Origin of the sequence: Streptomyces sp. SID5469, assembly GCF_009862865.1 — a bacterium.
Lineage (GTDB): Bacteria > Actinomycetota > Actinomycetes > Streptomycetales > Streptomycetaceae > Streptomyces > Streptomyces avermitilis.
This window is the reverse complement of the sequence record NZ_WWIN01000001.1, coordinates 7,237,562-7,264,456: the sequence shown is the minus strand read 5'-3', so window position 1 is coordinate 7,264,456 and position 26,895 is coordinate 7,237,562. Positions and strand designations below refer to the sequence as shown.

Sequence of the window (26,895 nt, the reverse complement as noted above, 5' to 3'; positions counted from 1 at the left end):
GGGGCCTCGGACGCGCAGGACCTGCGGCGGCACGCGAAAATCGGGTCCGTGGAACTGACTCTGCTCGGCACCGGTGCTCCCGCGGGACTCCCCCGCCCCGACTGTCCCTGCGCGGCCTGTGCGACCGCGCTCGGCGAAGCAGCGCGGGCGGCGACCGCGCTGCTCGTGGACGGCACGGTGCTGCTCGACCTGACGCCCGGCGCGGCATTCGCGGCCGCGCGCGCCGGGCGCTCGCTGGGCGGGGTACGGCAGGTGCTCCTCTCGCATCCGCACAACGGTCCCGCCGTCGAGGTGCCGGCGGGACTGCCGCAGCCCGCGCGGGTGCCCGACGGGCGGGAGTTGGCGCTGCTGACCGGGCACCGGGTGCGGGCGATGCCGATGGACGCGCCGGGCACGGGGTACGCGGTGACGGGGCCCGACGGGCAGCGGCTGCTGTATCTGCCGCCGGGCGGGGCGCCGGCCGGGCTCGACGAGACGGTTCAGCCGTACGACATGGTGGCCGCCGATGTGGTCGGTCGGCCGGACGCCCTCGCCCGGCTGCGCGCGGTCGGAGCCCTCGGGCCGACGACGGATGTGATCGCCGTGCACCTCGACCACGACGTGCCGCCGGGCGTCGAGTTGCGGCGGCGGCTCGCGGCGGCGGGGGCGCGGGCGGTGCCGGACGGGACGACGCTGACGGTGGGCGTGTACGAGGACGTACCGGATGTGCCCCGGCGCACGCTGGTGCTGGGCGGGGCCCGGTCCGGCAAGTCGGTGGAGGCGGAGCGGCGGCTCGAGTCCTTCCCGGACGTGCTGTACGTGGCGACGGGCGGCTCCCGGGGCGGGGACACCGAGTGGGCGGAGCGGGTGAGTGTGCACCGGGAGCGGCGTCCGGGCTCCTGGCGGACGGTGGAGACCTGTGACCTCGTGCCCCTGCTGAAGGAGGACGGGCCGCCGCTGCTCATCGACTGTCTGTCGTTGTGGCTGACGGACGCGATGGACTCCGTCAACGCCTGGGACGACGACGAGTGGGCGGGCGGCGGCGAGCGGGCGCTGCGCGGGCGGGTGGAGGAGCTCACGGCCGCGGTCCGCGAGACCGGCCGAACGGTCGTGGCCGTCTCCAACGAGGTCGGCTCCGGGATCGTCCCGGCCACGGCTTCCGGGCGCCGGTACCGGGATGAACTCGGGCGCCTGAACGCCGCGTTCGCCGCGGAGTGCGAGCACCTGCTGCTGGTGGTGGCGGGGCAGGCGATGGTGCTGCGGGGCGGCTGAGCCGGGGCCGGACCGGGCCGTGGTGTCGTGGACCGTCCGGAGGCTGATCCGCCAGGCACCCCTACTCCTCCCGGCGCGCGATGATCCGGTACGTGTTCGAGAAGCGGGTGCGGCTGAGGAGCGGGGCCAGTGCGTGGTCCAAGGCCGCGGCCGAGACCACCAGGGGGGTGGTGACGCGCAGCAGGGCCGTGCGCAGCCTGCGCCGGAGTTCGCTCGGCGGGGTCGCCCGCCAGGGTGCGTCCGCGGCCGGCAGGAGGCGGGCCAGGGCCAGGGAGACCGCGCCGGTGATGTCGTACGGGGTGTGCGGTTCGCGGCGGTCGGTGCGGACGATCACGCAGCCCCGTGCCTCCAGTTCGGCGAGCAGGTTGCTCAGGGGCATCAGATGGAGACGGCGGGGCTGGCCGTACGGCATCCACCACTTGCCGAGCAGCCTGCCGAACGCGCAGGCCGGGTCCGGTCCTTCGATCAGCAGATGGCCGCCGGGGCGCAGGACCGCGAGCGCGGCGCGCAGTTCCTCGCGCGGGTCCGGCGTGTGCTCCAGGTGATGGAACATGCTGACGACGTCGTAGCGGGCGCGCAGCCGTTGGATGATCTCCGGGTCGGTGAGGTGGCCGCGGTGGGCCTCCTCGACCCGGCCGGCCGCCCGGGCCCTTTCGACGCGCGGGGTGGGGTCGAGCCCGTCGAAGGCCGTGTACGGGTGGATCTCGCGGGCGCTCTCCGGGAAGTGGCCGTGCCCGGTGCCGACGTCGAGCCAGCTCTCCGGTTCGGGGATGGACAGCATGGCGTGGGCGGCGGTGCGGTGACGGCGGAGGTGGCGCCCTGCGCGGGCGAAGCCGAGAGCCCGGGGGAGGCTGCCGCGGGCGGCGACGATGCGCTCGGCGAAGCCCCCAGGTCTCTCGTGGCCCTCGGGGCCCTCACGGCCTTCGGGGTCTTCGGGGAAGTCGCGGCCTTCGGGGTCCTCGGGGAAGTCGCGGTGGTAGAACGCCAGTCCCTCGGTCGTGAGCCGGGGGTTCTGGAAGGTGTGCGCGCAGTCCCGGCACTCGTCGACGACGAACGAGCCCGGCTTGTGCTGCCTCAGGTCGGGGGTCCTGAGGCGGGTGCGCAGCCGCTTCGAGCCGCACCACGGGCAGTTCTCGCGGCGCGGTTCGTGGAACCGGTCGGTGCCCTGGGCGAGTTCGCCGAGGTACGCGGCGCGGCGCGCCGCGATCGCCTGCGGGGTGGGAGGCATGGCAGCTCCTGTGGGGCGACAGGTGCACATCGGGGCGTACGACAATACGCACTAAAGCGGAACGTATGGGATCTCGATCACGGGTGCAACGACGTGGTGCTGTCGTGGCGTCGATGGAGCGCAGCCGTGTTCGATCGCTCCCGGTACTGTTCGGCGAATGAGCTCGCTGAATCTCGACGACTTCTCCGACCTGATCGAGCGCCCGGACGGCGGGGTGCGCCGCGACGCCGAGGCGCGCCGAGAGCGACAGATCGTGCCGCCCGGGTCCCTGGGCCGCCTCGACGACCTGGGTGAGTGGCTGGCCGCGGCGCAGTCGGCGGTGCCGGTGCGGCCGGTCGAGCGCCCTCGCGTGGTGCTCTTCGCGGGCGACCACGGGGTCGCCTCGCTCGGCGTGTCGGCGCGGCCCGCGGGCAGCGCCGACCAGTTGGTGCGGGCGGTGCTGGAGGGCGCGAGCCCGGCGTCGATCCTGGCGCGGCGGCTGAACGTGCCGGTGCGGGTGGTCGACATGGCGTTGGACTGCGAGCCGGACGCCCTGCCGGAGAGTGTCGTACGGCACCGGGTGCGGCGCGGCAGCGGGCGCATCGACGTCGAGGACGCGCTGACCCTGGAGGAGGCCGAGGCGGCGTTCCGGGCGGGGGTCGCGGTCGCGGACGAGGAGGCGGACGCGGGGACGGATCTCGTCGTACTCGGTGATGTGAGTGTCGGCGGGACGACCGCGGCGGCCGTGCTGATCGCCGCGCTGTGCGGCACGGACGCGTCCGTGGTGACCGGGCGCGGGGGGCTGGCCATCGACGACCTCGCGTGGATGCGGAAGTGCGCGGCGGTACGGGACGCCTTGCGGCGGGCCCGGCCCGTGCTCGGGGATCAGCTTCAGTTGCTGGCGGCGGTGGGCGGGGCGGATCTGGCGGCGATGACCGGGTTCCTGTTGCAGAGCGCGGCGCGCAAGACGCCGGTGATTCTGGACGGCGTGGTGTCGGCCGCGTGTGCGCTGGTCGGGCAGCGGATCGCCTTCCGGGCGCCGGACTGGTGGCTGGCCGGGCAGAACAGCGGGGAGCCGGCGCAGGCGAAGGCGCTGGACCGGATGGCGCTGGAGCCGCTGCTGAACCACGGGGTGACGGTGGGCGAGGGCGCGGGCGCGCTGCTGGCGCTGCCGCTGGTACAGGCCGCGGCGGCACTGGCGGCGGAGCTGCCGGAGAAGCCCGAGGAGCTTGAGGCCGGGGAAGGGCCGGAGGCCGCGGAAGAGTCGTCGCCGGAGCCGGAGAACCCGGAAGCCCTCGCGGAGTAGGACAAGCGGAGTAGGACAAGAGGAGCAGTCGAGAGGGGCCCGCGAGCGGAGCAGGCGAGCGGAGCAGGCGAGCGGACGGAGACGGCGCGGCCCGGCACCCCGGGCCGCGCCGTAGTACGTCCGACCGGCGCGGCGGACCACGGCGGACCACGGCGGGCCACGCCGAACCAAGCGGTTCCCTCCACGCGGGAGCGGAGAGCCAGGGCGGGAACAGTCGTTTGCCGCCGTCCGGAACAGCGATTTTCGGCCGAACAGGCCGCCTACCGACCGGCCCACCCGCCCCCGGGACGAGCCGCCGTATCGTGCGTCGCTCCGCTCCTCCGCATGCACCCCGGCGCCCCATATCATCGCCCTTCATGGGAGATGCCCGAATTACCGCGGAACAGGAACGGACTCCGGCCCGGTCGGGCGGTGGGGAGGGGCGGTCCACCGGGACCTCGCAGCGGGCCGCGGCGTTCGTCGTCTGGTATCTGCGGGCTGTCACGTTCATCAACTTCCTCAGCGCCGTCTGGGTCTCCCTCGGCCAGGACGTACGGCGGCACAACCAGGAGAACTACTTCACGCCCTACCTGCTGACGGCCGGCTTCGCGTCGGGCGTGTTCACGATGTTCCTCGCCATCACCATGCGGCGCCGCAAGCGGGCCGCCTGGATCCTGAACCTCGTGCTCAGCGGCCTGTTCCTGCTGCTGTTCGCCTTCGCGATGTCCTTCCCGGAGATCCGGCAGTACGCCCAGAACTGGATCTCGATCGTCCTCACCGCCGCCTTCGTCGGCTCCCTCGTCCTCGGCCGCCGGGAGTTCTACGCCAAGGGCGACCGGTCGAACCCCAAGCTCGCCGCGGCCGTCGCGGTCGGCGGACTGCTCGCTTCCTCGCTGCTCGCCGCGCTCCTGGTGACCACCACCAACCAGGCGCCGGACGCGTACCGTTCGACCTTCCTGGAGCGCTGGAACTACGGCACCCAGCGGCTGGTCTCGGTCGCCGCCGACGGCTCCCACTTCCCGGGGATCACCACTCCCAACTGGGTCAACGTCGTCATCAACGTGCTCAGTACGCTGCTCGTGCTGGCCGTCTTCTACGCCGCCTTCCGCTCCCGCCGCGCCGTCGACCCGCTCTCCGAGGACGACGAGAAGCGGCTGCGCGCCCTGCTCGACAAGAACGGCGACCGCGACTCACTGGGCTACTTCGCGCTGCGCCGGGAGAAGAGCGTGGTGTGGTCGCCCACCGGCAAGGCCGCGGTCGCCTACCGCGTCGTCGGCGGCGTCTCACTGGCCTCGGGCGATCCGATCGGTGACCCGGAGGCCTGGCCCGGCGCCATCGCCCCCTGGCTCGACGAGGCCCGCGCACACGGATGGATCCCGGCGGTGATGGGCGCGAGCGAGGAGGCGGGCACCATCTACGCCCGGCACGGGCTCGACGCGCTCGAACTCGGCGACGAAGCCCTCGTGGAGACCGCCGAGTTCACCCTGGAGGGGCGGGCCATGCGCACCGTCCGGCAGGCGTACAACCGGATCGCACGCGCCGGGTACAAGGTGCGCATCCGGCGCCACGAGGACATCCCCGCCGACGAGATGGCGTACTTCCTGAAGCGTGCCGACGACTGGCGGGACGGGGCCACCGAGCGCGGGTTCAGCATGGCGCTGGGGCGGCTCGGCGATCCCGACGACGGGCAGTGCGTGATGCTCGAATGCAGGGATGCCGAAGGCGAGTTGCGGGCCCTGCTCTCCTTCGTGCCCTGGGGACCGCGGGGGCTCTCGCTCGACCTCATGCGACGCGACCGCGCCTGCGAGAACGGACTCATGGAGTTCATGGTGATCGAACTCCTGCGCCGCGCCCGGGAGATCAAGATCACTCAGGTTTCGCTCAACTTCGCCATGTTTCGTTCCGTCTTCGAACGTGGTGCACGCCTCGGCGCCGGACCGGTGCTGCGGCTGTGGCGGTCCCTGCTCAGCTTCTTCTCGCGCTGGTGGCAGATCGAGTCGCTGTACCGCGCCAACGCGAAGTACCGGCCCATCTGGGAGCCCCGGTTCCTGCTCTTCGAAAAGAGCGCGGACCTGCTGCGCATCGGTGTCGCCGCCGCGCGTGCCGAGGGGTTTCTGGAGGCGCCGGGGCTGCCGAAGTGGCTGCACCGCAGGCACCTGGAGTCGCACAGATGACCACAACGGACGGGGGGACGGATGTACGTCGACGGGGGACGGGCGAGGACGGCCGGATGAGAGCCCTCGCCCGGCTGGCCCGCGCCGAGTGGGGGGCGCTCGCCGTCACCGTGCGCACGGCGCTCGCCGAACGGCGCGGGAGGGCGATCCCGCTGACCATCGGGGCGGTGTGTCTGACGGCCCTGCTCCAGTTCGTGCAGAACCAGTCCTGGGGCTTCGGGTTCGTGCAGAACATCGGGGCCGTACGGGCCGAGGAACCGCTGTGGCCGGCCCTGCTGCGCACCCCGCTCTCCCTCTTCGTACCGGCGCTGGATCTGCCGGTGTGGGGTGCGCTCGCGCAGATCCTCGTCGTGTTCGGGATCGCCGAGATCTGCCTGGGCTGGTGGCGCACACTCGTCGTCGCGTACGTCGCCACCCTGGCCGGCACGCTCTACGCGCGCGTGTGCCTCACCCTCGACCCGGAGAGCCTGTTCGGGCTGCCCGCGACGGACGCGCAGGTCGTCGACACCGGTCCGTCGGCGGCCGTGGTCGGGCTCGCCGTGTTCGTGTGCTGGCGGTATCGCGCCTACACCACGGCGGGGGTGGTGATCGCGTCGATGGTGATCGAGGTCGCGCTGAAGGGGAACCTCGCGGGCAAGGAGCACCTCGCCGCCATCGCCGCGGTGCTCGTGCTGTGCGGGATCTCGGCGCTGCGTCACCGGCGAGCGGTCAGGACGCGGGCGGGATAGGCAGGTTCTCGGAGTCGGGTTTGCCGCCGATCCAGTCCTGGAACTTGCGGCGCGGGCCCGCCCAGCGGCGGTCGTGGCGGTAGGCGCGCAGGCTGGATCTGGCGCGGGCGCGCGGCCGTTTGCGGTAGAAGCGCCTGGCCCACGGTGAGCCGGGGCGGGCCAGGCGGATCGCGCCGACCAGGGCGACGAGCGGGACGATCACCCCGAAGATCGCGGTACGGCCCTTGCCCTTGCTCAGGGCGAGCAGCGCGAAGACGAAGTTCAGGCCGACGCTCAGGATGACGCCGCCGCGGTCGCGCAGCTCCTCCTGGCTGAGGTCGTTGACCCCGAACGGCAGGAAGCCCGCCAGGGCCAGGCCGACCAGGGCCGCGGTGACCACCACGACCTCCACGCTCTTACGGCCCTCCTCGGTCCAGTAGACGTCGTCGAGGTGCAGGAGCAGCGCGAACTCGTCGAGCACCAGACCGGCTCCGATGCCGAACACCACGGCGAAGGCGGCCGAGCCGAAGCCGTGCCGTTCGCTGGCCACGGCCCCGAAGCCGCCGATGACGATCAGGACGACACCGGGCACGACATGGTGGATGTGCAGGCCCCCTGCCTTGACGTTGCCGAACGGGCCCTTGCCGGCCCGGATCAGCCGGGTGATGACCCGGGTGATCACGAACGTCAGCACGAACGAGGCCAGCGCGAGAAGCAGCGGCAACTTGCCCGGCTCGATGATGTTGCGGTGCAACCAATGCCCCATAAGCGCACTTTATCCTCGGCCTTCGCCCTCGGCCGCCGCGCTCACCCCCGGGGCCGCCGGGTAGCCTGCGCCGGTGCCCAAGCCCCCGCTTCTCGACGGTCTCCGTTTCGCCTTCGGCACCCTGACCGTCCTGCCGGTCCGGGTGACCCGCTGGGACCGTGCCGCCGCGCGCGGCGGGATGTTGTGCGCGCCGGTCGCCGGACTGGTGGTCGGGCTGCTCGCCGCGGCGCTCGGCACGCTGCTGCTCCTGCTGGGCGCGAGCCCGTTGCTCGCCGCCGTGGCCACCGCCGCCGTGCCCGCCGTCCTCACCCGCGGGCTCCACCTCGACGGGCTCGCCGACACCGCGGACGGCCTCGGCAGCGGCAAGCCCGCCGAGGACGCGCTGCGGATCATGAAGCAGTCGGACATCGGCCCGTTCGGCGTGATCACTCTGGTGTTCGTGCTGCTCGCCCAGGTGGCCGCGCTCGCCCAGGCGTACGAGACCTCGTGGGCCCGGGGCGCGTTCGCGGCCGTGGTCTCGGCGGGCGCGGCCCGGCTCGTACTCACCCTGGCCGCGCGCACCGGCGTACCACCGGCGCGTCCGGAGGGCCTGGGCGCGGCGGTCGCGGGCACGGTGCCCGTAACGGGCGCGCTGCTCACCGCGGGCGCCGTCATCGCGGCGGCGGCCGGGGCGGGCGCCCTGTTCGGGACGTACGACGTCGTCCGTACGGCGCTGGCGGTCCTCCTCGCCGTCGCCGCGGCGGAGCTGCTCCTGCGGCACTGCACGCGCCGCTTCGGCGGAGTGACCGGAGACGTCTTCGGCGGCCTCGCGGAAACCGCGGCGACGACGGCCCTCGTCGTCCTGTCACTCGCCTGAGCGCTCTCCCGCGGGCGGCGTCCCGAACACGGTGGCGCCGAGCGGCGGTTGCTTCCCGATGCCGCCGCCACCCGCCCTGAATCAGCCATTCCGCGATGCCCCGGGCCAACTGTCCCGCACAGTGGAGGGGTTGTCCTTGACCACGGCTCGGGTCACCCGCAGTGGCCGGCGGGAGTGGCCACGGCCGCCACAGCGAAGTGAACACCCGTGGGAATGAGCGAAACCCGCACCCGCGCGTAGGCTCGTCCTCGGCATACCTCGGGCCCGGTCCGGGCCGCCCCCGTACTCCGCTCAGGGCCCGGCAGACGCCGTTCGGACGGCGGGCCCTAGGGTCTGTCGTCGGGCCGGTCGACCCCATCCGTTCGGCCACTGAAACTCAATGGAAGCGAGATTTCACCACCGTGACTGCTCTCACTCTCAGCACCGCCGCAGCGTCCGGCCTGCGCGCCGACGCGATCGTGGTCGGTGTGGCGAAGAGCCCGAAGGGCGACAAGGGACTCGTCGTCGCACCGGGCGCCGAGGCCGTGGACAAGGGGTACGACGGCAAGCTCGCCGCCGTCCTGGAGACCCTCGGCGCCTCGGGGGCCGAGGGCGAGGTGACCAAGCTGCCTGCACCGTCCGGCTTCAAGGCGCCCGTCGTGGTGGCGGTCGGTCTGGGCGCCGCGCCCGAGGACGGCCAGGACAAGGGCACGGCGTTCGACGCCGAAGCACTGCGCCGCGCCGCCGGTGCCGCGGCCCGCGCGCTCGCCGGTGCCAAGAAGGCCGCCTTCGCGCTGCCGGTCGCGGACGCCGCCGACGCCGGCACGATCGGCGAGGGCGCGCTCCTCGGCGCGTACTCCTTCGACGCCTACAAGGAGAACGGCAGGAACGCCAAGAACGGCAAGGCCCCGCTCGCCGAGGTCGTCCTGCTCGGCGGCAAGCCCCGCGACAAGGCGTTCAAGGCGGCCGTCGAGCGCGCCGTCGCCGTCACGGAGGAGCTCAACCGTGCCCGCGACCTGATCAACACCCCGCCGAACGACCTGAACCCGGAGTCGTTCGCCGCCGTCGCGCAGGCCGCGGCCAAGGAGCACGGCATCAAGGTGCAGGTGCTCGACGAGAAGGCCCTGACGAAGGGCGGCTACGGCGGCATCCTCGGCGTCGGCGCCGGCTCGGCCGCCGGTCCCCGGCTGGTGAAGCTGTCGTACACCTCGTCCAAGGCGAAGAAGCACCTCGCCTTCGTCGGCAAGGGCATCACGTACGACTCGGGCGGCATCTCGCTCAAGCCGGCCGGCCACAACGAGACGATGAAGTGCGACATGAGCGGCGCGGCGGCGGTCTTCGCCGCGGTCGTGGCCGCCGCCCGCCTGGGCCTGGAGGTCAACGTCACCGGCTGGCTCGCGCTGGCCGAGAACATGCCGTCGGGTACCGCGACCCGCCCCGGCGACGTGCTGCGCATGTACAGCGGCAAGACCGTCGAGGTGCTCAACACGGACGCCGAGGGCCGGCTGGTCCTCGCCGACGCGCTGTGGGCCGCGTCCGAGGAGAAGCCGGACGCGATCGTCGACGTGGCGACCCTGACCGGCGCGATGATGCTGGCGCTCGGCAACCGCCTCTTCGGCGTCATGGCGAACGACGACGCCTTCCGCACCGCGGTCGTCGAGGCCGCCGAGGAGGTCGGCGAGGACTCCTGGCCGATGCCGCTGCCCGAGCACCTGCGCAAGGGCATGGACTCCCCCACGGCCGACATCGCCAACATGGGCGAGCGGATGGGCGGCGGCCTGGTCGCCGGCCTGTTCCTGCGCGAGTTCGTGGGCGAGGGCATCACCTGGGCGCACCTCGACATCGCGGGCCCGGCCTTCAACGAGGCGGCCCCCTTCGGCTACACCCCGAAGGGCGGCACGGGCACGGCGGTCCGCACGCTGGTCCGCCTCGCGGAGCTGACGGCCGCGGGCGACCTGGGCTAGTGCCGTGACAGGCAACGGCGCCTGAACCGCCGGACAGTCCCTGGGGCTGTCCGGCGGGTCGGGCAACGACCCCGGGTGACCGCCACCCGGGGTCGTTCTGTCCGACGGATCGTCTCTCGCGGCGGACGAGTGGGACGTCTCACACACCGGCCCGGCGTCTCGCCCGCCCCCGACAAGTGCGAAGATGGGTTCTCGGCAGGACAGGGCCCCCACCACAGGGCCGAAGAAGAGCGGCCGGACACCAGCCGCCGACCGGTCACTGACGACCGGCGTGGCGCACATGCATGGAGGACGTGACGTGGCGAACGACGCCAGCACCGTTTTCGACCTAGTGATCCTCGGCGGTGGTAGCGGTGGTTACGCCGCGGCCCTGCGCGGAGCGCAGCTGGGCCTGGACGTCGCCCTGATCGAGAAGGACAAGGTCGGCGGTACCTGCCTGCACCGTGGGTGCATCCCCACCAAGGCGCTGCTGCACGCGGGCGAGATCGCCGACCAGGCCCGCGAGAGCGAGCAGTTCGGCGTCAAGGCCACCTTCGAGGGCATCGACGTACCGGCCGTCCACAAGTACAAGGACGGGGTCATCTCGGGCCTGTACAAGGGTCTGCAGGGGCTGATCGCCTCCCGCAAGGTGACGTACATCGAGGGTGAGGGCCGTCTGTCCTCCCCGACCTCCGTCGACGTGAACGGCCAGCGCGTCCAGGGCCGCCACGTGCTCCTGGCGACCGGCTCCGTGCCGAAGTCGCTGCCGGGCCTGGCGATCGACGGCAACCGCATCATCTCCTCCGACCACGCGCTGGTCCTGGACCGCGTCCCGGAGTCCGCGATCGTGCTCGGCGGCGGCGTCATCGGCGTCGAGTTCGCCTCCGCGTGGAAGTCCTTCGGAGCCGACGTGACGGTGATCGAGGGCCTCAAGCACCTCGTCCCGGTCGAGGACGAGAACTCCTCCAAGCTTCTTGAGCGCGCGTTCCGCAAGCGCGGCATCAAGTTCAACCTGGGCACCTTCTTCTCGAAGGCCGAGTACACCCAGAACGGTGTCAAGGTCACCCTCGCCGACGGCAAGGAGTTCGAGGCCGAGGTCCTGCTCGTCGCCGTCGGCCGCGGCCCGGTCTCGCAGGGCCTCGGCTACGAGGAGCAGGGCGTCGCCATGGACCGCGGCTACGTCCTGGTCGACGAGTACATGCGGACGAACGTCCCGACCATCTCCGCCGTCGGTGACCTGGTCCCGACGCTCCAGCTCGCGCACGTCGGCTTCGCCGAGGGCATCCTGGTGGCGGAGCGTCTGGCCGGTCTGAAGACCGTCCCGATCGACTACGACGGCGTGCCGCGGGTGACGTACTGCCACCCCGAGGTCGCCTCCGTGGGCATCACCGAGGCCAAGGCCAAGGAGATCTACGGCGCGGACAAGGTCGTCGCTCTGAAGTACAACCTGGCGGGCAACGGCAAGAGCAAGATCCTCAACACCGCGGGCGAGATCAAGCTCGTCCAGGTGAAGGACGGTGCCGTGGTCGGCGTCCACATGGTCGGTGACCGTATGGGCGAGCAGGTCGGCGAAGCCCAGCTGATCTACAACTGGGAGGCGCTGCCGGCCGAGGTCGCCCAGCTCATCCACGCCCACCCGACGCAGAACGAAGCGATGGGCGAGGCCCACCTGGCCCTCGCGGGCAAGCCGCTGCACTCGCACGACTGATCAGTCGCCGGCTGACCTTCAGCCACCGGCTGTACCCAGTCACCGCGTCACAGTTGGGCGCGACGACGACCACAGACTTCCGCACCATTTGTAAGGAGCAACAGAAACCATGCCGGTTTCCGTAACCCTTCCGGCGCTCGGCGAGAGCGTCACCGAGGGCACTGTCACCCGCTGGCTGAAGGCCGAGGGTGAACGCGTCGAGGCCGACGAGCCGCTGCTCGAGGTGTCGACCGACAAGGTCGACACCGAGATCCCCTCCCCCGCCGCCGGCGTGCTCGCGTCCATCAAGGTCGCCGAGGACGAGACGGTCGAGGTCGGCGCCGAGCTGGCCGTCATCGACGACGGCACGGGCGCGCCCGCCGCCGCCCCGGCCCCGGCCGCCGAGCAGGCCGCCGAGCAGGTCGCCCCGCCGGCTCCCGAGCCGGCGCCGCAGGCCACCCCGTCCACCGAGCAGGCCGCCCCCGCGCCGGCCCCGACCGCCGAGGCCGCCGCCGGCGCCGGCAGCGCCGAGGGCACCGACGTCGTCCTGCCCGCGCTGGGCGAGTCGGTCACCGAGGGCACCGTCACCCGCTGGCTGAAGGAGGTCGGCGAGGAGGTCTCGGAGGACGAGCCGCTGCTCGAGGTCTCCACGGACAAGGTCGACACCGAGATCCCGGCGCCCGCCTCCGGCACGCTGCTGCTCGAGATCGTGGTCGGCGAGGACGAGACGGCCGAGGTCGGCGCGAAGCTCGCCGTCATCGGTGCGCCCGGTGCCGCTCCGGCGGCCGCCCCGGCGCAGGCCGCGCCCGCGCCCGCCGCCGCCCCGGCCGCCCCGGCTCCCGCCCCGGCTGCCCCGGCTCCGGCCGCTCCGGCTCCGGCTCCGGCCGCCCCGGCCCCGGCTCAGGCCGCCCCCGCGGCGCCCGCCGCCCCGGCTCAGGCCGCTCCGGCCCCGGCCGCTCCGCAGGCCCCGGCCGCCCCGGCGCCGGCCCCCGTCACCCCGGCCGCGGCGCCCGCCGCGACCTCCGGTGACGACGGCGCCTACGTGACCCCGCTGGTGCGCAAGCTCGCCGCCGAGAACGGCGTCGACCTGGCCACCGTCAAGGGCACCGGCGTCGGCGGCCGCATCCGCAAGCAGGACGTCACCGCCGCCGCCGAGGCCGCGAAGGCCGCCGCTCCGGCGCCCGCCGCCGCTCCGGCCGCCGCGAAGAAGGCCCCGGCCCTGGAGGTCTCCCCCCTCCGCGGCCAGACCGTCAAGATGCCCCGCATCCGCAAGGTCATCGGCGACAACATGGTGAAGGCCCTGCACGAGCAGGCCCAGCTCTCCTCGGTCGTCGAGGTGGACATCACCCGCCTGATGAAGCTCCGCGCGCAGGCGAAGGACTCCTTCGCGGCCCGCGAGGGCGTCAAGCTCTCCCCGATGCCGTTCTTCGTGAAGGCGGCGGCCCAGGCGCTGAAGGCCCACCCGGCCGTCAACGCCCGGATCAACGTGGACGAGGGCACGATCACCTACTTCGACACCGAGAACATCGGTATCGCGGTGGACTCCGAGAAGGGCCTGATGACCCCGGTCATCAAGCACGCGGGCGACCTCAACATCGCCGGTATCGCCAAGGCCACCGCCGACCTGGCGGGCAAGGTCCGGGCGAACAAGATCACCCCGGACGAGCTGTCCGGCGCGACCTTCACCATCTCCAACACCGGCTCGCGCGGCGCGCTCTTCGACACGATCATCGTGCCGCCGAACCAGGTCGCGATCCTCGGCATCGGTGCCACGGTCAAGCGCCCGGCCGTCATCGAGACGGAGGAGGGTACGGTCATCGGCGTCCGCGACATGACGTACCTGACGCTCTCCTACGACCACCGTCTGGTGGACGGCGCCGACGCGGCCCGTTACCTGACCGCGGTCAAGGCGATCCTGGAGGCGGGCGAGTTCGAGGTCGAGCTCGGCCTGTAACCCGTATCGCCTGTACGGCTGGTAGCGACGCCCCTGTCCGGAGCTTTCCGGGCAGGGGCGTTGTCATGGGTCCGCACCGGGTCCGTACCGAGGGACACCTGCCGGGAGCGTGTAAGTCTCGTCTCACCTGCATGAAAGCGCCCCGCGCGCCCTTCCCGCGGCCGGGTCCGGCCTTATTGTCTAAACGTCAAACGCCCTAGGGGGCCGCCGAGTCCCCGTCCGAAGGAGCCTTCATGACCGCGCCCGTCGTCCACTCGCTGCGCGAACAGATCCGCGAGCACATCGTGGAGGGGATCGTCAGCGGGCGCTGGAAGCCGGGCGAGCGGATCGTCGAGCGGCGGATCGCGACGGAGCTGGAGGTCAGCCAGACCCCCGTACGGGAGGCGCTGCGCGAGCTGGAGTCGCTGCGGCTGATCGAGTCGGCGCCCAACAAGGGCGTACGGGTGCGCAACCTGACCGCCGCGGACCTCGAGGAGAGCTACCCCGTACGAGCCGGTCTGGAGGCCATCGCGGCGGAGCTGGCGGCCGGGCGGCTGGCCGAGGACTGCTCGGCCCTCGAACCGCACGTCGCGGCGCTGTACGAGGCGGACCGGCACGCCGACGGGACCGCCCAGGTGCGGCACACCGTGGCCTTCCACCGGGAACTGGTGCGGGCGGCGGGGAACTCCGTCCTGCTCCACACCTGGGAGGGCCTGGGCATCGAGGTCTTCACGGCCCTGTCCATCCGCTGGCTGGGGACGGTGCAGCAGTCGTACGCGGAGGAGCACGAGGCCCTCGTCGACGCCTTCCGGCGCCGGGACCCGCTGATCGCGGAACTCGTGAAGGCGCATGTGCTCGGGTGCGCTCCGCGAGCGTGACCCCGCGCAACCCCCCGTGACCCCACGTGACCCCGCGTGACCTCACGGCCCGCGACTCGGAGCCGGACACCCCGCCGCCCCGCCGCCGTGGCACTCTGAGCGCGTATGCGCTCACCTGCGGAAACCCTTCGATTCCAAGGCACCCGGTGCCCGCCCCGGAGGCACCCCGTGCCTACTTTCTCGTAATCAAGAGGTTTTGCCCCTCAACCCTTTGATCGATCATCGATCAGGGGGTTAAAGTCACCGACGGGCTTTCACCAGAGCCCGCCGCCCTGTCCTGCCAAAGACCAAGGGCACCCCAACCCCTTACCGACGAGGGCACCCACCCTCCGCATCCGGAAGGCGGCGCAATGACCGACCCCACCGCAATCCAGCCGAGCGAGCTCGACCAGCTCCCGGACCGCGACCCCGAGGAGACCGCCGAGTGGCAGGCCTCCCTGGACGCCGTCACCCAGGCGGCCGGGCCGCACCGTGCCGCGTACTTGATGCGCCGCACACTGGAGCGCGCCGAGGGCAACGGCATCGCGCTGCCGAAGCTGCTCGAGACGGACTACGTCAACACCATCCCCACCTCCGCCGAGCCCGTCGTGGACGGCGACGAGGAGATGGAGCACCGGATCACCGCGTGGAACCGCTGGAACGCGGCCGCGATGGTCACCCGGGGCAGCAAATACGGCGTGGGCGGCCACATCGCCACCTTCGCCTCCGCCGCCTGGCTGTACGAGACCGGCTTCAACCACTTCTTCAGGGGCAAGGAGGCGGACGGTTCCGGTGACCAGCTCTACATCCAGGGCCACGCCTCCCCGGGCATCTACGCCCGCGCCTTCCTCGACGGCCGGCTGACCGAGCACCACCTCGACCACTTCCGCCAGGAGTCCGGCGGCAACGGTCTGCCGTCGTACCCGCACCCGCGCCGTCTCCCCTGGCTGTGGGAGTTCCCGACGGTGTCGATGGGCCTCGGCCCGCTCTCCGCGATCTACCAGGCGCGCTTCAACCGCTACCTGACCAGCCGCGGCATCAAGGACGTCTCGCAGTCCCACGTGTGGGCGTTCCTCGGCGACGGCGAGATGGACGAGCCCGAGTCGACCGCGGCACTCGCCCTGGCCTCCCGCGAGGGCCTGGACAACCTGACCTTCGTCATCAACTGCAACCTCCAGCGCCTCGACGGCCCGGTCCGCGCCAACTTCAAGATCGTGCAGGAGCTGGAGGCCCAGTTCCGCGGTGCCGGCTGGAACGTCGTCAAGACGCTGTGGGGCTCGGCCTGGGACGAGCTGTTCCAGCTCGACACCACGGGCGCCCTCGTACGCCGCCTGCGCGAGGTACCGGACGCGCAGGTGCAGACGTACCAGACCCGCGACGCCGCCTACATCCGCCAGGACTTCTTCGGCGCCGACCCGGCCCTCGTCGAGATGGCGAAGCTGATCGGCGACGACAAGATCCTCGAGTGTTTCCACCTCTCCCGCGGTGGTCACGAGTCGCGCAAGGTCTACGCGGCCTACAGGGCGGCCGTGTCCCACAAGGGCGCGCCGACGGTGATCCTGGCCCAGACGGTCAAGGGCCACACCCTCGGCGAGGGCTTCGCGTCGAAGAACGCCAACCACCAGATGAAGAAGCTGTCGACGGACGAGTTCAAGCAGATGCGTGACCTGCTGGAACTGCCCATCTCCGACAGCCAGTTCGTCGACGGCGTGGTGCCCTACGGCCACCCGGGCGCCGACTCCCCCGAGGTCCGCTACCTTCAGGAGCGCCGCGCGGCCCTCGGCGGCCCGGCCCCGGCCCGCCGTACGCACCCGCTGGCCCCGCTGCCGGCCCCCGCCGACAAGACGTTCGCGTCCTTCGACAAGGGCTCCGGCTCGCAGAACGTGGCGACGACGATGGCGTTCGTCCGGCTGGTCAAGGACCTGGTCCGCGACAAGCAGACCGGCCGGCGCTGGGTGCCGATCGTGCCGGACGAGGCCCGTACCTTCGGTATGGAGTCGCTCTTCCCGTCCCTCGGCATCTATTCGCCGAAGGGCCAGACGTACGAGCCGGTCGACCGCGACCAGCTGATGTACTACAAGGAGGCCAAGGACGGCCAGATCCTCAACGAGGGGATCACCGAGGCCGGCTCCATGGCGGACTTCATCGCCGCGTCCACCGCGTACTCCACGCACGGCGAAGCGATGATCCCCTTCTACATCTTCTACTCGATGTTCGGCTGGCAGCGCACGGCCGACCAGATGTGGCAGCTCGGCGACCAGCTGGGCCGCGGCTTCCTGGTCGGCGCGACGGCCGGCCGTACGACGCTGACGGGTGAGGGCCTCCAGCACGCGGACGGCCACTCGCCGGTCATCGCCGCGACCAACCCGGCGGCGCTGACGTACGACCCGGCGTTCGCGTACGAGATCGCGGTCATCGTCAAGGACGGTCTGCGCCGTATGTACGGCGAGGCGGCCCCGGGCGAGGACCCGAACGTCTTCTACTACCTCACCGTCTACAACGAGCCGGTGCCGCAGCCCGCGAAGCCGGCCGGCCTCGGCATCGACGAGGGCATCGTCAAGGGCCTGTACCGCTTCAACACGGCCGAGTCGGCGGACCTGTCCCCCGCCGCCAACGCCCCGCGCATCCAGCTGCTGGGCTCCGGCACGGCGATCCACTGGGTGCTTCAGGCGCAGCGGCTGCTCGCCGAGGAGTGGGGTGTGGCCGCCGACGTGTGGTCCGCGACCTCCTGGACCGAGCTGCGGCGCGACGCGCTCGAGGCCGACGCGGCGCTGCTGCGCGGCGAGGAGCGGGTGCCGTTCGTCCGCCAGGCGCTGCACGGCGCCGAGGGCCCGGTGCTCGCGGTCTCCGACTACATGCGTCAGGTCCCGGACCAGATCGCGCAGTGGGTCGAGCAGGACTACTCGTCGCTCGGTGCGGACGGCTTCGGCCTCTCCGACACCCGTGACGCGGCCCGCCGTCACTTCGGCGTGGACGCGGAGTCGATCGTCGTCGCGGCCCTGGCCCAGCTCGCCAGGCGCGGCGAGGTCAAGGCCACGGCGGTGAAGGAGGCGCGGGAGCGCTACGGCCTGTAGGGCCTTCAGTTCCTGACGTTCGTTCGGTGAAGGGGTACGGCGACCGCCGTACCCCTTCGCTGTCGGTGGGGCCCGGCATCATGAACGTATGCGCGCTGCCCGGCTGATCAAAATGGTGCTGTTGCTCCAGTCCCGGCCCACCATGACCGGCGCCGAGCTGGCGCGGGAGCTGGAGGTGTCCGAGCGGACGGTCACGCGGGACGCGCAGGCGCTGTCCGAGGCCGGGGTGCCGGTGTACGCGGACCGGGGGCGGGCCGGGGGCTACCGGCTGGTCGGCGGGTACCGGACGCGGCTGACGGGGCTGGCCCGGAGCGAGGCCGAGGCGCTGTTCCTCTCGGGGGTGCCGGGGGCGCTGCGGGAGATGGGCCTCGAGGACGCGGCCTCCGCGGCCCGGCTGAAGGTGTCCGCCGCGCTTCTTCCGTCCCTGCGGGACGCCTCGCGGACGGCGGCGCAGCGGTTCCATGTGGACGCGCCCGGCTGGTTCAAGGAGCCCGATACGCCCGAGCTGCTGCCCGCGGTGGCCCAGGCGGTGTGGGACGACCGCCGGATCACCGCGCGCTACCGGCACGGGGACACCGGTGTGGAGCGGGAGCTGGAGCCGTACGGGCTCGTGCTGAAGGCGGGGGTCTGGTACCTATGCGCACGCGTGCCGGAGCCGGGGTCCTTCCGGGTGTACCGGATCGACCGGTTCACGGCGGTCGCCGCCGACGGGGAGCGTTTCGGGCGGGACGAGGACTTCGACCTGCCCGGCTTCTGGGAGGAACAGGCCGAGCGGTTCGCGCGGTCCCTCCTGCGGGCGGAGGTGGTGGTGCGGCTGTCGGCCCTGGGGCTGCGGAGACTGCCGTCCGCCCTTGATCCGGCGTCCGTGCGCCTGGCCCGGCAGACGTGCGGCGAGCCCGACGAGCGGGGCTGGGTGACCGTCACGCTCCCCGTGGAGTCGGAGGAGGTGGCCCACAGCCAGTTGACCGCCCTGGGCGCCGAGGCGGAGGTGCTGTCTCCGGTGACCTTGCGGGAACGGTTCGCGGGGGACGCGGCCCGGCAGGCGGAGCTGTACCGGTAGCGGCGCCGCCCGCGAGGGGGGCACGTCCGCCATCGGCATGGTCACGCCCGGCGATCTGCGGCACTCCGCGTGCGTCCCTCCCCTCCAGGACCGATGCTTGAGCCGTGATGGACGAGACGGAGTTCTGGGAGCTGGTGGACACGACCCGCGAGGCCGCCGACGGCGACCCCGAGGACCACGCCGACCTGCTCGTGGAACGGCTCGTCCGGATGGACCCGGACTCGGTGCTCGACTTCGCCCGCCACTTCGAGTCCCGCTACAACCGCGCCTACCGGTGGGACCTCTGGGGCGCCGCCTGGGTACTGCTCGACGGAGCCAGCGACGACGCCTTCGACTTCTTCCGCTGCTGGCTGATCGGTCAGGGCCGGGAGGTGTTCGAGGGCGCCGTGCACGACCCGGACTCCCTCGCCGAGCTCCTGGACGAGTTCGACGAGGAGCTGGACGGCGACGGCGAGGAGCTGGGGTACGCGGCGGACGAGGCGTACGAGCAGCTCACCGGCGTCGTCGCTCCCGACCTGGGCATTCCGCCGGCGGCGCCCGAGCCCGCCGGAACCCCGATGAACCTGGAGAACGAGTCGGAGCTCGCCGAGCGCTATCCCCGGCTGTGGGAGCGCTTCAAGGGCTGACCCCGCGCTCCGGCCCGGCGGAACGCCCCGCGGGTCAGGCCGCTCGGCGCCGGCTGAGGTCCGCGGGGATGTACGCCTGGGCATGGTCGGCCCGGACGGCGTGGTGCAAGGGCGCGGCGTTGGCCTGGTCGAGGGCGGACGCGGTGACCGCGCCCGGGCCGAGGACGACCGTCGCCACCGCGCAGACCACCGTCCACGGGCTGCGCGCGGCCTTGGTCCATCCGCCCGCCTGCTCCGTGGTGCGTGTACGGCTGCTGCTCATGATCCCCACCTCCGGTCGGCTTCTGCGAAGACCGTAGGAGGCCGGGATCTGAGAACGCTTCGCGCCGCCTGTGGCGTACCTGTGAGCTAGGTCCGGCCCTGGAGCCGCGCGGCCGCCTGCCGGAGTGCCGGGAGGTGGGCGGTGAGGGCCGCGCCGGGGCAGGTCGTCGGGAAGCCGTCGTTGTGGCCGGACAGGACAGGCAGTGTGGCGATGGTGCCGGCGGCGTACCGGCTCTGGCCGCTGGTGGAGACGAGGCGGACGCGGGAGCGCGGGTCGACGTCCGCGAGGCCGAGTTTCCAGGCGGCGAGCGCGGCGATGGCGTCGGTCACCGCCCGCGGTACCGGCGTGCCCTCGGTGAAGGTGCCGAGCGCCGCGATCCCCGCGGTGCGGTGGTTGAAGCCCTGGGCGTGGGCGCCGGTGACGGCCCGGTCGACGCCGCCCGCGCGGCCCTCGTAGATCGTGCCGCAGCGGTCGACGACGAAGTTGTAGCCGAGGTCGTCCCACTGCCGGGGGCCGATCTGGCCCGCGTACAGGGAGCGGATGATGCGGGGTGCGTCGGCGCAGTCGTAGGTGTTGGGCGAGTCGGTGTGGTGCACGAAGACCGCGACGACCTTGTCGTCGTAGCGCGGCGGCGGCTGCTTGTGCGTGCGGTCGTCGATCCAGCGGGAGCGGGGCACGATGGGCGGCCGGGCGGTGGTGTGCGCCGGCGCGGGGCGGCCGACGACGGGCGCCGGGTGCGCGGCCACCGTGCGGTCGACACCTGCCGCGCACAGCACCAGCGCCAGGACGGCGGCGAGACCGGGCCCACAGGCCAGCGCGACGAGGGCCGTGCGCCGCAGCCACGGCGAACGGCGCGCGCCACCCGGTCCTGGCACCTGTGGAATTCGTACCGGAACGCGTACCCGGCCCAGGACCCGCCGCGCACCTCGCAACACACGCATGCCCTCACCCTGGCGCCGGTCCCGGCCCGCCGCGATGTGCGCTGTGCCACCCGGCGGAACCATTGCCCTGGTCCGGGACGTTTTTACAGGTCCACGCATGCGTGACCGGTTCGGCGGGCTCCGCGTGTGCGTGCCTGATCACTGGGCCCGCCCTGCGCGTACTAAGGGGCCCAAGAGAAAGGCGGCCCCGTGGACCTGCTCGACTTCCTGCTGTTGCTGGTGATCCTGGCCTACGCGGCGTCCGGCTACCGGCGCGGGCTGGTCGCCGGGTGTGTCTCGCTGGCCGGTTTCGTGGGCGGCGCCGTCGTCGGCGTATGGATCCTGCCGTGGGTGATGAAGCTGGTGACACCGGGCACGTCGGCGGCGACGCTGACGGCCGTGCTGACGGTCCTCGCGCCCGCCGTGGTCGGGCACGAGCTGGCGGGCAGGCTCGCGCTGCGGCTGCGCCGCGAGCTGGACCGCGGGCCGCTGCGGGTGGCCGACGGAGTGGGCGGGGCCGCCGCGAACACGGTCGCCGTGCTGCTGGTCGCCTGGGTGGCGGCGAGCGTCCTGGGCGCCTCCTCGACGAGCATGATCACGACGTCGATCCGCAATTCGGCGCTGCTGGGCGCGGTGCAGAACACGATGCCGGACACCACCCCCACCTGGTTCTCGCGCGCGACGTCGGCGCTCACGCAGGCCGGCTTCCCGCAGGTCTTCAACCCGTTCGAGAACGAGCCGACGACGGGTGTCGCCAAGCCCTCCGGGGACAGCGTCACGCCGGCCGCGACGAACGCCGCGAAGCTGTCCACCGTGAAGGTCGAGGGCATCGCGGGCAGCCAGGGCCGCGAGGGCAGCGGCTTCGTGTACGCGGGGCAGCACGTGATGACGAACGCCCATGTGGTGGCGGGCATCGACGAGCCGACCGTCCGCGTGGGCGGGGTCGGGCGGGCGTACGAGGCCCGCGTGGTGCTCTTCGACCCGAACAAGGACGTGGCGGTGCTGTACGTCCCGGAGCTGAAGGCGCCGGTGCTGCGCTTCGACGACAGCGCGGCGCGGGGCGGCTCGGCGGTCGTGGCCGGTTATCCGCAGGACGGCGGCCTCGACCTCCAGGCGGCCACGGTCGCGGGCCGGATCAACGCGACCGGCCAGAACATCTACAACTCGGACACCGTCACCCGCGAGATCTACTCGATCCGCTCCACGGTCCGCCCCGGCAACTCGGGCGGACCGCTGCTGACCACGGACGGCCGGGTGTACGGCGTCGTGTTCGCGCGCTCCACCTCGGACAACGAGACGGGGTATGTGCTGACGGCGGACGAGGTGAGCGACGACGCGCGGCGCGCGGCGGCCGCGACGGATCCGGTGGGCACGGGCGACCTGGTCACCTCATGAGCGCGGGACCGCGGGTCGCAGAGCACGCCCCATGAGGACGTCGTCCACGTACTGCCCGTCCAGCAGGAACTCCTCCGGCAGGATCCCCTCCACCTCGAACCCCTCCGACTCGTAGAGCTTCCTGGCGGGGGTGTTGTGCCCGAGCACGCGCAGCGAGATGCGGCGTGCGCCCTGCCGCGCGGCGTGCTCCTGGACGGCCCGCAGGAGTGCCCGGCCGACGCCCGCCCCGCGTGCCTCCTCGGCGACGACGAGCCCCTGGATCTGCCGGACGTGGGAGTTGGCGGCGAGGGGGGTCGGGTACCCCAGCCGGATGTAGCCGGCCAGGCGTCCGCCCAGCTCGGCCACGAGGTGGTCGCGGGGGCCGAACCGGTCGCTGTAGAAGGGGTCGTACGGCGGTTGCGGGCGGGGCTGGACGGCGTGCAGCGTGGACCAGGTGACTCGGTCCAGCCGGGCGAGCCCGTCCTCGTCGTCGTGGGTCGCGAAGCGTATGTGCGGATCCGGCATGAGGATCACTGTACGGCGGCCGAACGGTGGCCGTCCCGGCGATTTCCCCGCTCACCCGGCAGGATGGACCCATGAACTCCGATGCGCCGCTTCCTCCCGGTTCCCGCGTCGCGATCGCCGGTGCGTCCGGGCTGATCGGTTCGGCTCTGGCGCGCTCGCTCACGGCGGACGGCCACGAGGTCGTACGGCTCGTACGGCGGGCGCCGCGCGGGAAGAACGAGGTCCGCTGGGATCCCGGGGAACAGCGGATCGACTCGGCCGGGCTCGTGGGGTGTGCCGCGGTGGTCAATCTGGCCGGGGCGGGCGTCGCCTCGCGGCGGTGGACGGACGCGTACAAGCAGACGATCCGCTCCAGCCGGGTGCTGGGCACCGCGACGCTGGCCGAGGCGATCGCCTCGCTCGACGAGCCGCCGGCGGTCTTCGTCAGCGGCAGTGCGATCGGCTTCTACGGCGACACGGGCGACCGGGCGGTGGACGAGACGGCGCCGCCCGGTGACGGCTTCCTGCCCGCCCTGTGCGTGGAGTGGGAGGAGGCGGCCGAGCCGGCCCAGGAGGCCGGCGTCCGTACGGTGTTCACCCGGACCGGCCTGGTGGTGGCCGCCGGGGGCGGTGCGTGGGGCAGGCTGTTTCCGCTCTTCAAGGCGGGTCTCGGCGGCCGTATGGGCGACGGCCGTCAGTACTGGAGCTACATCTCCCTGCACGACGAGGTCGCGGCGATCCGCCATGTCATCGATACGGCGTCCTTGTCGGGGCCGGTGAACCTGACGGCGCCGACGCCGCTGACCAACGCGGAGATCACGGCGGCGATGGGCCGGGTCCTGCACCGCCCGACGCTCTTCACGGCCCCGGCGCCGGTGCTCCGCGCGGCGCTCGGCGACATGGCGGGCGACATCCTGGGCAGCCAGCGGGTGCTGCCGGCCCGTCTGCTGGAATCGGGCTTCGCCTTCGCGTTCCCTGGCATCGAGGAGACCCTCCGCTCGGCGCTGCGCTGACGGAACCCAGGGCCCGTCCGGCGGGCAGGCCCTGGGCCGGCCGGGACCGCGACACCGAACCCCACGTCGTCGATCCGGTCCATGACGTCCCGGTCGGCACTCTCGGTGTCTTCGGCATCGGTGTGCGGGCGATACGCGGGGGTCGGTCCCGCCCGTTCGGACAGGGCGTCGCGGAAGCGGACCGCGTCCCACCACGACACGCCCTCGACGGGCGGCCGGCCGCAGGCGCACGCCGTGACACCCCGTGCCTCCGTGCGAGGCTCCCGCGCCACTCCCCCGACCCGGCGGCGCCCACCTACCCTCATGCCGAACTCGGGTATTCCAGAAGCCTGTTGGGGGCATGACGTTCCCAGCAGCCGCGCGACCTCGAGGAGGGGCCACGTGCTTGAGTCGGTGCACCAAGCAAGTGCGTACACCGCGGATGTACAACCCGCGGACGTCGTCATCGTGGGAGCCGGGGCGGCGGGACTCGCCGCCGCCCACCATCTGACCAGGGCAGGCCTCACCACCGCCGTCCTGGAGGCCGCGCCGAACGTCGGCGGCCGCATGTCGACGGAGAAGGTGGACGGCTTCCGGCTGGACCGCATGGGCCAGTTGCTCTCCACCGCGTATCCGGAACTCCGCAGCACCCCCGGCCTGGACGCCCTGCCCCTGCGGGAGTTCTCCCCCGGCGTGCTGGTCCACAGCGACGGCCACCTCCACCGCGTCGGGGAGCCCGGCACACCCCGGAGCGCAAGGGGCGCACTCACCGCTGCGCGCGCCCTCGCAAGCGCCCCCCGACAGCAGCGCACACCGCGCGCCCCCCGCACCCAAGGTGCCTCCCGCCCGGGCCTGCTGGGCAGTCCCGTCGGCCAGTCCCGGCTGGCCGGCGCACTCGCCCGGCTCGCCGCCACCCCGCCCGACCGGCTGCTGTCCCGCCCCGAACTCCCGGCCGCCCGGGCCCTGTCGGCCCTCGGCCTTCCGCCCCGCACGATCGACGGCTTTCTGCGCCCCCTGCTCGCCGCACTCCTGTGCGACCCGGCCCTGGAGACCTCCAGCCGCTGCGCCGACCTGGCCCTGCGTGCCTTCGTGACGGGCCGGCTGTGTGTCCCGGAGGGCGGCGCCGACGTTCTTCCGGAGCTGCTCGCGGCCACGCTCCCGCCGGGCACCGTCCACACGGGTGTGCGCGTCACGGCGGTCTCCACCACCTCCGTCACGACGAAGGACCACGGCGAACTCCGCTGTCGGGCCGTTCTGCTGGCCACCGGCGCCCGGGCCGCCGCCCGGCTGCTCCCGGGCCTGCGCGTCCCCGGCTTCCACCCGGTGACGGTCCTGCACCACACGACCGACGAGCCGCCGCTCGGCGACCCGGCCCTCGTCCTCGACGCCGAGCGCGGCGGCCCGGTGGCGCACACCGCGGTCATCAGCCGGGTCGACCCGAGCAGGGCCCCGGCCGGCCGCGCGCTCGTCTCCTCGACGGTCCTCGGTACGCCCCCGCCGCCGGACCGGCTGGAGGCGGCGGTCCGGGCCCAACTGGCCCGGCTCTACCGGACGTCGACCGCCCGCTGGGAGCTCCTCGCGATCCACCACGACTCCGAGGCGGTCCCGGCGATGCCCCCGCCGCACGATCCGCGCCGCCCCGTACGCCTGCTCGCGGGCCTGTACATCTGCGGCGACCACCGCGACACCAGCACGGTCCAGGGCGCGCTCCGCTCCGGCCGCCGCGCCGCCCACGCCCTGCTCACGGATGTGGGGGCAGGCCAGACCTCACTGGAGGAGCCGCTCGAGACGGCGGCCTGAGCGGACGGGGGCGCCCGTCCCCCACCGGGCGCCCCCCGTCCGCCCCAGCCGGCCACCGCAACGCCCCGCCCGGCCACCGCAACTCCCTGGCCGGCCACCGCAACTCCCTGGCCGGCCACGGAGACGCCCCCGACCGGCTACTGCAACGCCGTCACCCGGTCCCGGTACCCGCGTACGGGCGCCGCGTCCCGGTACGGCTCCAGGCGGCGCTCGAAGTCGCGGACGTACTCGATGGCCCGTACCGACCGCATCTCCGCCGCCTGCCCGGCCGCCTCCGCGCCCAGCAGGCAGGCCTGGTCCAGCTCTCCGAGCCCGAGCCGGGCCGTGGCGAGCACGACGCGGCAGAAGAGCCGGCTGCGGGCGTACCCCGGCGCACGCAGTTGCAGCGAGCGCTCCGCGTGCTGTGCCGCGGCCCGGAACTGCTGGAGGTCCCGGTGGCAGTGCGCGAACTCGTCGGCGAGCTGCGCCTCGTCGAAGAACCGTGCCCAGTAAGGGACTTCGTCGCCGGGGCGGGCCGCCTCCAGCGACCGCTCGGCACGCACCAGGGACGCCGTGCAGGCCCGTACCTCCCCCAGCACCCCGTGCCCGCGCGCCTCCACGGAGTGCAGCAGCGCCTGCACCACGGGCGGCGCCGACGCCCCGACCCCCTGCTGGGCCACCCGTGCGAGCTGGACGGCCTCCCGGCCGTGCCCGAGGTAGACGGCCTGGCGGCTCATGGTGACCAGGACGTACGAGCCGTACGCCCGGTCCCCGGCCGCCTGGGACAGCCGCAACGCCTGGACGAAGTACCGCTGGGCGAGCCCGTGCGCGCCGATGTCGTACGAGGTCCAGCCGGCGAGCCGGGTGAGGTCGGAGGCGGCGGCGAACAGGCGGCGCCCGGTCTGCTCGCCGTACGTGCCGCGCAGCATCGGCTCGGCCTCGTGCTCCAGATAGCGGACCAGGGCCTGGCGGGCGTGGCCGCCGCCGTACGCGTGGTCGAGCGCCCGGAACAGCTCGCCCACCGAGCGCAGCGCGGCGATGTCGCCGCCGGTGACCTTCTGGCCGGGGCCGCGCTCGGTCTGGCTGCGCTGGCGGGGCACCGCGGGCCGGCCCTGCGCGGGCACCCGGGCGGCGGGCGGATCGCCGCGGCCGACCCGGTCGTCGGCGCGGCCGATCAGCCAGTCCCGGCTGGGCACGACGAGCCCGGCCGGGGTGAACGCGATCTTGCGCAGCTCGGCGTGGCTGCCGGAGTCCTTGCGCCACAGCCCGCCGACGATGTCGATGGCCTCTTCGGGCGTCGCGGCGAACTCCAGGCCCGCGTAGACGGGGGCGCACGCGTCGAGGCCCAGGTCCTGGGCGGTGAGCCGGCGGCCGAGGCGGCGGGTGAACACCTCGGCGATGAGTGCGGGGGTGGTGCCCCGGGGCTGCTGCCCGCGCAGCCACCTCGTCACCGAGGTCTTGTCGTATCTGAGGTCCAGGCCGTGTTCGAGGCCGAGCTGGTCCACGCGACGGGCGAGACCTGCGTTGGAGAACCCCGCTTCTGCGATGAGCGCGGCGAGCTGTCGGTTGGGGGTGCGCTGCGCGGGTCGTTCCGTCATCTGCGGTGCGGTCTCCTGCCTTTCGATCCGCGCAGCGACCTTGCCGCGTGCCCGGATCGCC

At 73.0% G+C, this 26,895-nt stretch carries 21 protein-coding genes and 1 pseudogene; 15 read left to right on the top strand and 7 right to left on the bottom strand.

What is annotated here, in order from left to right:
- Nucleotides 1-48 precede the first annotated feature (48 nt).
- Nucleotides 49-1,251 carry a bifunctional adenosylcobinamide kinase/adenosylcobinamide-phosphate guanylyltransferase gene (locus GTY58_RS31410; protein ID WP_037646712.1) on the top strand — a complete coding sequence of 401 codons (1,203 nt, stop codon included), beginning with the start codon at nucleotides 49-51 and terminating at the stop codon, nucleotides 1,249-1,251.
- 61 nt (nucleotides 1,252-1,312) lie between these two features.
- Here the strand turns inward: GTY58_RS31410 and GTY58_RS31405 are convergent, their stop codons facing one another.
- Nucleotides 1,313-2,479, bottom strand: coding sequence for a class I SAM-dependent methyltransferase (locus GTY58_RS31405; protein ID WP_037646711.1), 1,167 nt, complete (start codon nucleotides 2,477-2,479; stop codon nucleotides 1,313-1,315).
- 157 nt (nucleotides 2,480-2,636) lie between these two features.
- Between GTY58_RS31405 and cobT the strand changes: the two genes are divergently transcribed.
- The 3 genes from cobT to GTY58_RS31390 all read left to right on the top strand — a co-directional run bounded on the left by cobT (nucleotide 2,637) and on the right by GTY58_RS31390 (nucleotide 6,645).
- The gene (cobT, locus tag GTY58_RS31400; RefSeq protein ID WP_010987431.1) at nucleotides 2,637-3,764 is read left to right on the top strand and encodes a nicotinate-nucleotide--dimethylbenzimidazole phosphoribosyltransferase; all 1,128 of its coding nucleotides are present in this window, start codon (nucleotides 2,637-2,639) and stop codon (nucleotides 3,762-3,764) included.
- A 356-nt stretch (nucleotides 3,765-4,120) separates the two neighbouring features.
- On the top strand, nucleotides 4,121-5,917 hold the full coding sequence (locus tag GTY58_RS31395; RefSeq protein WP_037646710.1) for a phosphatidylglycerol lysyltransferase domain-containing protein: 1,797 nt from the start codon (nucleotides 4,121-4,123) through the stop codon (nucleotides 5,915-5,917).
- A 56-nt stretch (nucleotides 5,918-5,973) separates the two neighbouring features.
- Entirely contained in the window at nucleotides 5,974-6,645 is a 672-nt protein-coding gene (locus GTY58_RS31390) for a hypothetical protein (RefSeq protein WP_010987429.1), read from the top strand.
- Here GTY58_RS31390 and GTY58_RS31385 read toward each other — a convergent pair.
- Nucleotides 6,626-7,390, bottom strand: coding sequence for a hypothetical protein (locus GTY58_RS31385; RefSeq protein ID WP_010987428.1), 765 nt, complete (start codon nucleotides 7,388-7,390; stop codon nucleotides 6,626-6,628). The genes GTY58_RS31390 and GTY58_RS31385 overlap by 20 nt on opposite strands.
- A gap of 73 nt (nucleotides 7,391-7,463) precedes the next feature.
- Between GTY58_RS31385 and GTY58_RS31380 the strand changes: the two genes are divergently transcribed.
- From GTY58_RS31380 to GTY58_RS31345, 8 genes are all read left to right on the top strand, one after another.
- A complete protein-coding gene (locus GTY58_RS31380; protein ID WP_010987427.1) occupies nucleotides 7,464-8,246 on the top strand; it encodes an adenosylcobinamide-GDP ribazoletransferase in 783 nt (260 codons plus the stop codon).
- Between the two features lie 401 nt (nucleotides 8,247-8,647).
- Nucleotides 8,648-10,189: a leucyl aminopeptidase gene (locus tag GTY58_RS31375; RefSeq protein WP_010987426.1), complete on the top strand. Its 1,542-nt coding sequence runs from the start codon at nucleotides 8,648-8,650 to the stop codon at nucleotides 10,187-10,189.
- 298 nt (nucleotides 10,190-10,487) lie between these two features.
- Nucleotides 10,488-11,876, top strand: a complete 1,389-nt coding sequence (gene lpdA / locus GTY58_RS31370) for a dihydrolipoyl dehydrogenase (protein WP_010987425.1) — start codon at nucleotides 10,488-10,490, stop codon at nucleotides 11,874-11,876.
- A gap of 109 nt (nucleotides 11,877-11,985) precedes the next feature.
- A complete protein-coding gene (sucB, locus tag GTY58_RS31365; RefSeq protein ID WP_010987424.1) occupies nucleotides 11,986-13,809 on the top strand; it encodes a 2-oxoglutarate dehydrogenase, E2 component, dihydrolipoamide succinyltransferase in 1,824 nt (607 codons plus the stop codon).
- Nucleotides 13,810-14,042: 233 nt separating this feature from the next.
- Nucleotides 14,043-14,666, top strand: coding sequence for a GntR family transcriptional regulator (locus GTY58_RS31360; protein WP_010987423.1), 624 nt, complete (start codon nucleotides 14,043-14,045; stop codon nucleotides 14,664-14,666).
- A gap of 350 nt (nucleotides 14,667-15,016) precedes the next feature.
- Complete coding sequence (aceE, locus tag GTY58_RS31355; RefSeq protein WP_010987422.1) at nucleotides 15,017-17,719, top strand: pyruvate dehydrogenase (acetyl-transferring), homodimeric type; 2,703 nt, start codon at nucleotides 15,017-15,019, stop codon at nucleotides 17,717-17,719.
- 88 nt (nucleotides 17,720-17,807) lie between these two features.
- Entirely contained in the window at nucleotides 17,808-18,779 is a 972-nt protein-coding gene (locus tag GTY58_RS31350) for a WYL domain-containing protein (RefSeq protein ID WP_010987421.1), read from the top strand.
- Between the two features lie 107 nt (nucleotides 18,780-18,886).
- On the top strand, nucleotides 18,887-19,405 hold the full coding sequence (locus GTY58_RS31345; RefSeq protein ID WP_037645670.1) for a DUF4240 domain-containing protein: 519 nt from the start codon (nucleotides 18,887-18,889) through the stop codon (nucleotides 19,403-19,405).
- Nucleotides 19,406-19,439: 34 nt separating this feature from the next.
- Here GTY58_RS31345 and GTY58_RS31340 read toward each other — a convergent pair whose 3' ends face one another.
- Complete coding sequence (locus GTY58_RS31340) at nucleotides 19,440-19,667, bottom strand: hypothetical protein (RefSeq protein ID WP_010987419.1); 228 nt, start codon at nucleotides 19,665-19,667, stop codon at nucleotides 19,440-19,442.
- An 86-nt stretch (nucleotides 19,668-19,753) separates the two neighbouring features.
- Nucleotides 19,754-20,542 carry a peptidoglycan recognition protein gene (locus GTY58_RS31335; protein WP_242432301.1) on the bottom strand — a complete coding sequence of 263 codons (789 nt, stop codon included), beginning with the start codon at nucleotides 20,540-20,542 and terminating at the stop codon, nucleotides 19,754-19,756.
- 255 nt (nucleotides 20,543-20,797) lie between these two features.
- On the opposite strand from GTY58_RS31335, the gene GTY58_RS31330 reads away from it, so the two are divergent.
- Nucleotides 20,798-21,982, top strand: a complete 1,185-nt coding sequence (locus GTY58_RS31330; RefSeq protein ID WP_010987417.1) for a MarP family serine protease — start codon at nucleotides 20,798-20,800, stop codon at nucleotides 21,980-21,982.
- Here the strand turns inward: GTY58_RS31330 and GTY58_RS31325 are convergent.
- Entirely contained in the window at nucleotides 21,977-22,486 is a 510-nt protein-coding gene (locus tag GTY58_RS31325; protein WP_037645832.1) for a GNAT family N-acetyltransferase, read from the bottom strand. The genes GTY58_RS31330 and GTY58_RS31325 overlap by 6 nt on opposite strands.
- A gap of 71 nt (nucleotides 22,487-22,557) precedes the next feature.
- Between GTY58_RS31325 and GTY58_RS31320 the strand changes: the two genes are divergently transcribed.
- On the top strand, nucleotides 22,558-23,478 hold the full coding sequence (locus tag GTY58_RS31320; protein WP_010987415.1) for a TIGR01777 family oxidoreductase: 921 nt from the start codon (nucleotides 22,558-22,560) through the stop codon (nucleotides 23,476-23,478).
- A gap of 128 nt (nucleotides 23,479-23,606) precedes the next feature.
- On the opposite strand, the pseudogene GTY58_RS41030 reads toward GTY58_RS31320, so the two are convergent.
- A pseudogene (locus GTY58_RS41030) lies at nucleotides 23,607-23,696 on the bottom strand (formylglycine-generating enzyme family protein); the annotation flags it as partial.
- 163 nt (nucleotides 23,697-23,859) lie between these two features.
- On the opposite strand from GTY58_RS41030, the gene GTY58_RS31315 reads away from it, so the two are divergent.
- On the top strand, nucleotides 23,860-25,257 hold the full coding sequence (locus tag GTY58_RS31315; protein WP_010987414.1) for an NAD(P)/FAD-dependent oxidoreductase: 1,398 nt from the start codon (nucleotides 23,860-23,862) through the stop codon (nucleotides 25,255-25,257).
- A gap of 137 nt (nucleotides 25,258-25,394) precedes the next feature.
- Here the strand turns inward: GTY58_RS31315 and GTY58_RS31310 are convergent, their stop codons facing one another.
- Entirely contained in the window at nucleotides 25,395-26,834 is a 1,440-nt protein-coding gene (locus GTY58_RS31310; protein WP_010987413.1) for a hypothetical protein, read from the bottom strand.
- Between the last annotated feature and the right edge of the window lie 61 nt (nucleotides 26,835-26,895).

Excerpts from the sequence above, each read along its gene's own strand:
- GTY58_RS31325 (WP_037645832.1), bottom strand. The coding sequence starts at position 22,486 with ATGCCGGATCCGCACATACGCTTCGCGACCCACGACGACGAGGACGGG.
- GTY58_RS31390 (WP_010987429.1), top strand. The coding sequence starts at position 5,974 with ATGAGAGCCCTCGCCCGGCTGGCCCGCGCCGAGTGGGGGGCGCTCGCC.
- aceE (WP_010987422.1), top strand. The coding sequence starts at position 15,017 with ATGACCGACCCCACCGCAATCCAGCCGAGCGAGCTCGACCAGCTCCCG.
- GTY58_RS31350 (WP_010987421.1), top strand. The coding sequence starts at position 17,808 with ATGCGCGCTGCCCGGCTGATCAAAATGGTGCTGTTGCTCCAGTCCCGG.
- GTY58_RS31310 (WP_010987413.1), bottom strand. The coding sequence starts at position 26,834 with ATGACGGAACGACCCGCGCAGCGCACCCCCAACCGACAGCTCGCCGCG.
- GTY58_RS31340 (WP_010987419.1), bottom strand. The coding sequence starts at position 19,667 with ATGAGCAGCAGCCGTACACGCACCACGGAGCAGGCGGGCGGATGGACC.
- GTY58_RS31385 (WP_010987428.1), bottom strand. The coding sequence starts at position 7,390 with ATGGGGCATTGGTTGCACCGCAACATCATCGAGCCGGGCAAGTTGCCG.
- GTY58_RS31395 (WP_037646710.1), top strand. The coding sequence starts at position 4,121 with ATGGGAGATGCCCGAATTACCGCGGAACAGGAACGGACTCCGGCCCGG.
- cobT (WP_010987431.1), top strand. The coding sequence starts at position 2,637 with ATGAGCTCGCTGAATCTCGACGACTTCTCCGACCTGATCGAGCGCCCG.
- GTY58_RS31360 (WP_010987423.1), top strand. The coding sequence starts at position 14,043 with ATGACCGCGCCCGTCGTCCACTCGCTGCGCGAACAGATCCGCGAGCAC.
- GTY58_RS31405 (WP_037646711.1), bottom strand. The coding sequence starts at position 2,479 with ATGCCTCCCACCCCGCAGGCGATCGCGGCGCGCCGCGCCGCGTACCTC.
- GTY58_RS31345 (WP_037645670.1), top strand. The coding sequence starts at position 18,887 with ATGGACGAGACGGAGTTCTGGGAGCTGGTGGACACGACCCGCGAGGCC.
- sucB (WP_010987424.1), top strand. The coding sequence starts at position 11,986 with ATGCCGGTTTCCGTAACCCTTCCGGCGCTCGGCGAGAGCGTCACCGAG.
- GTY58_RS31320 (WP_010987415.1), top strand. The coding sequence starts at position 22,558 with ATGAACTCCGATGCGCCGCTTCCTCCCGGTTCCCGCGTCGCGATCGCC.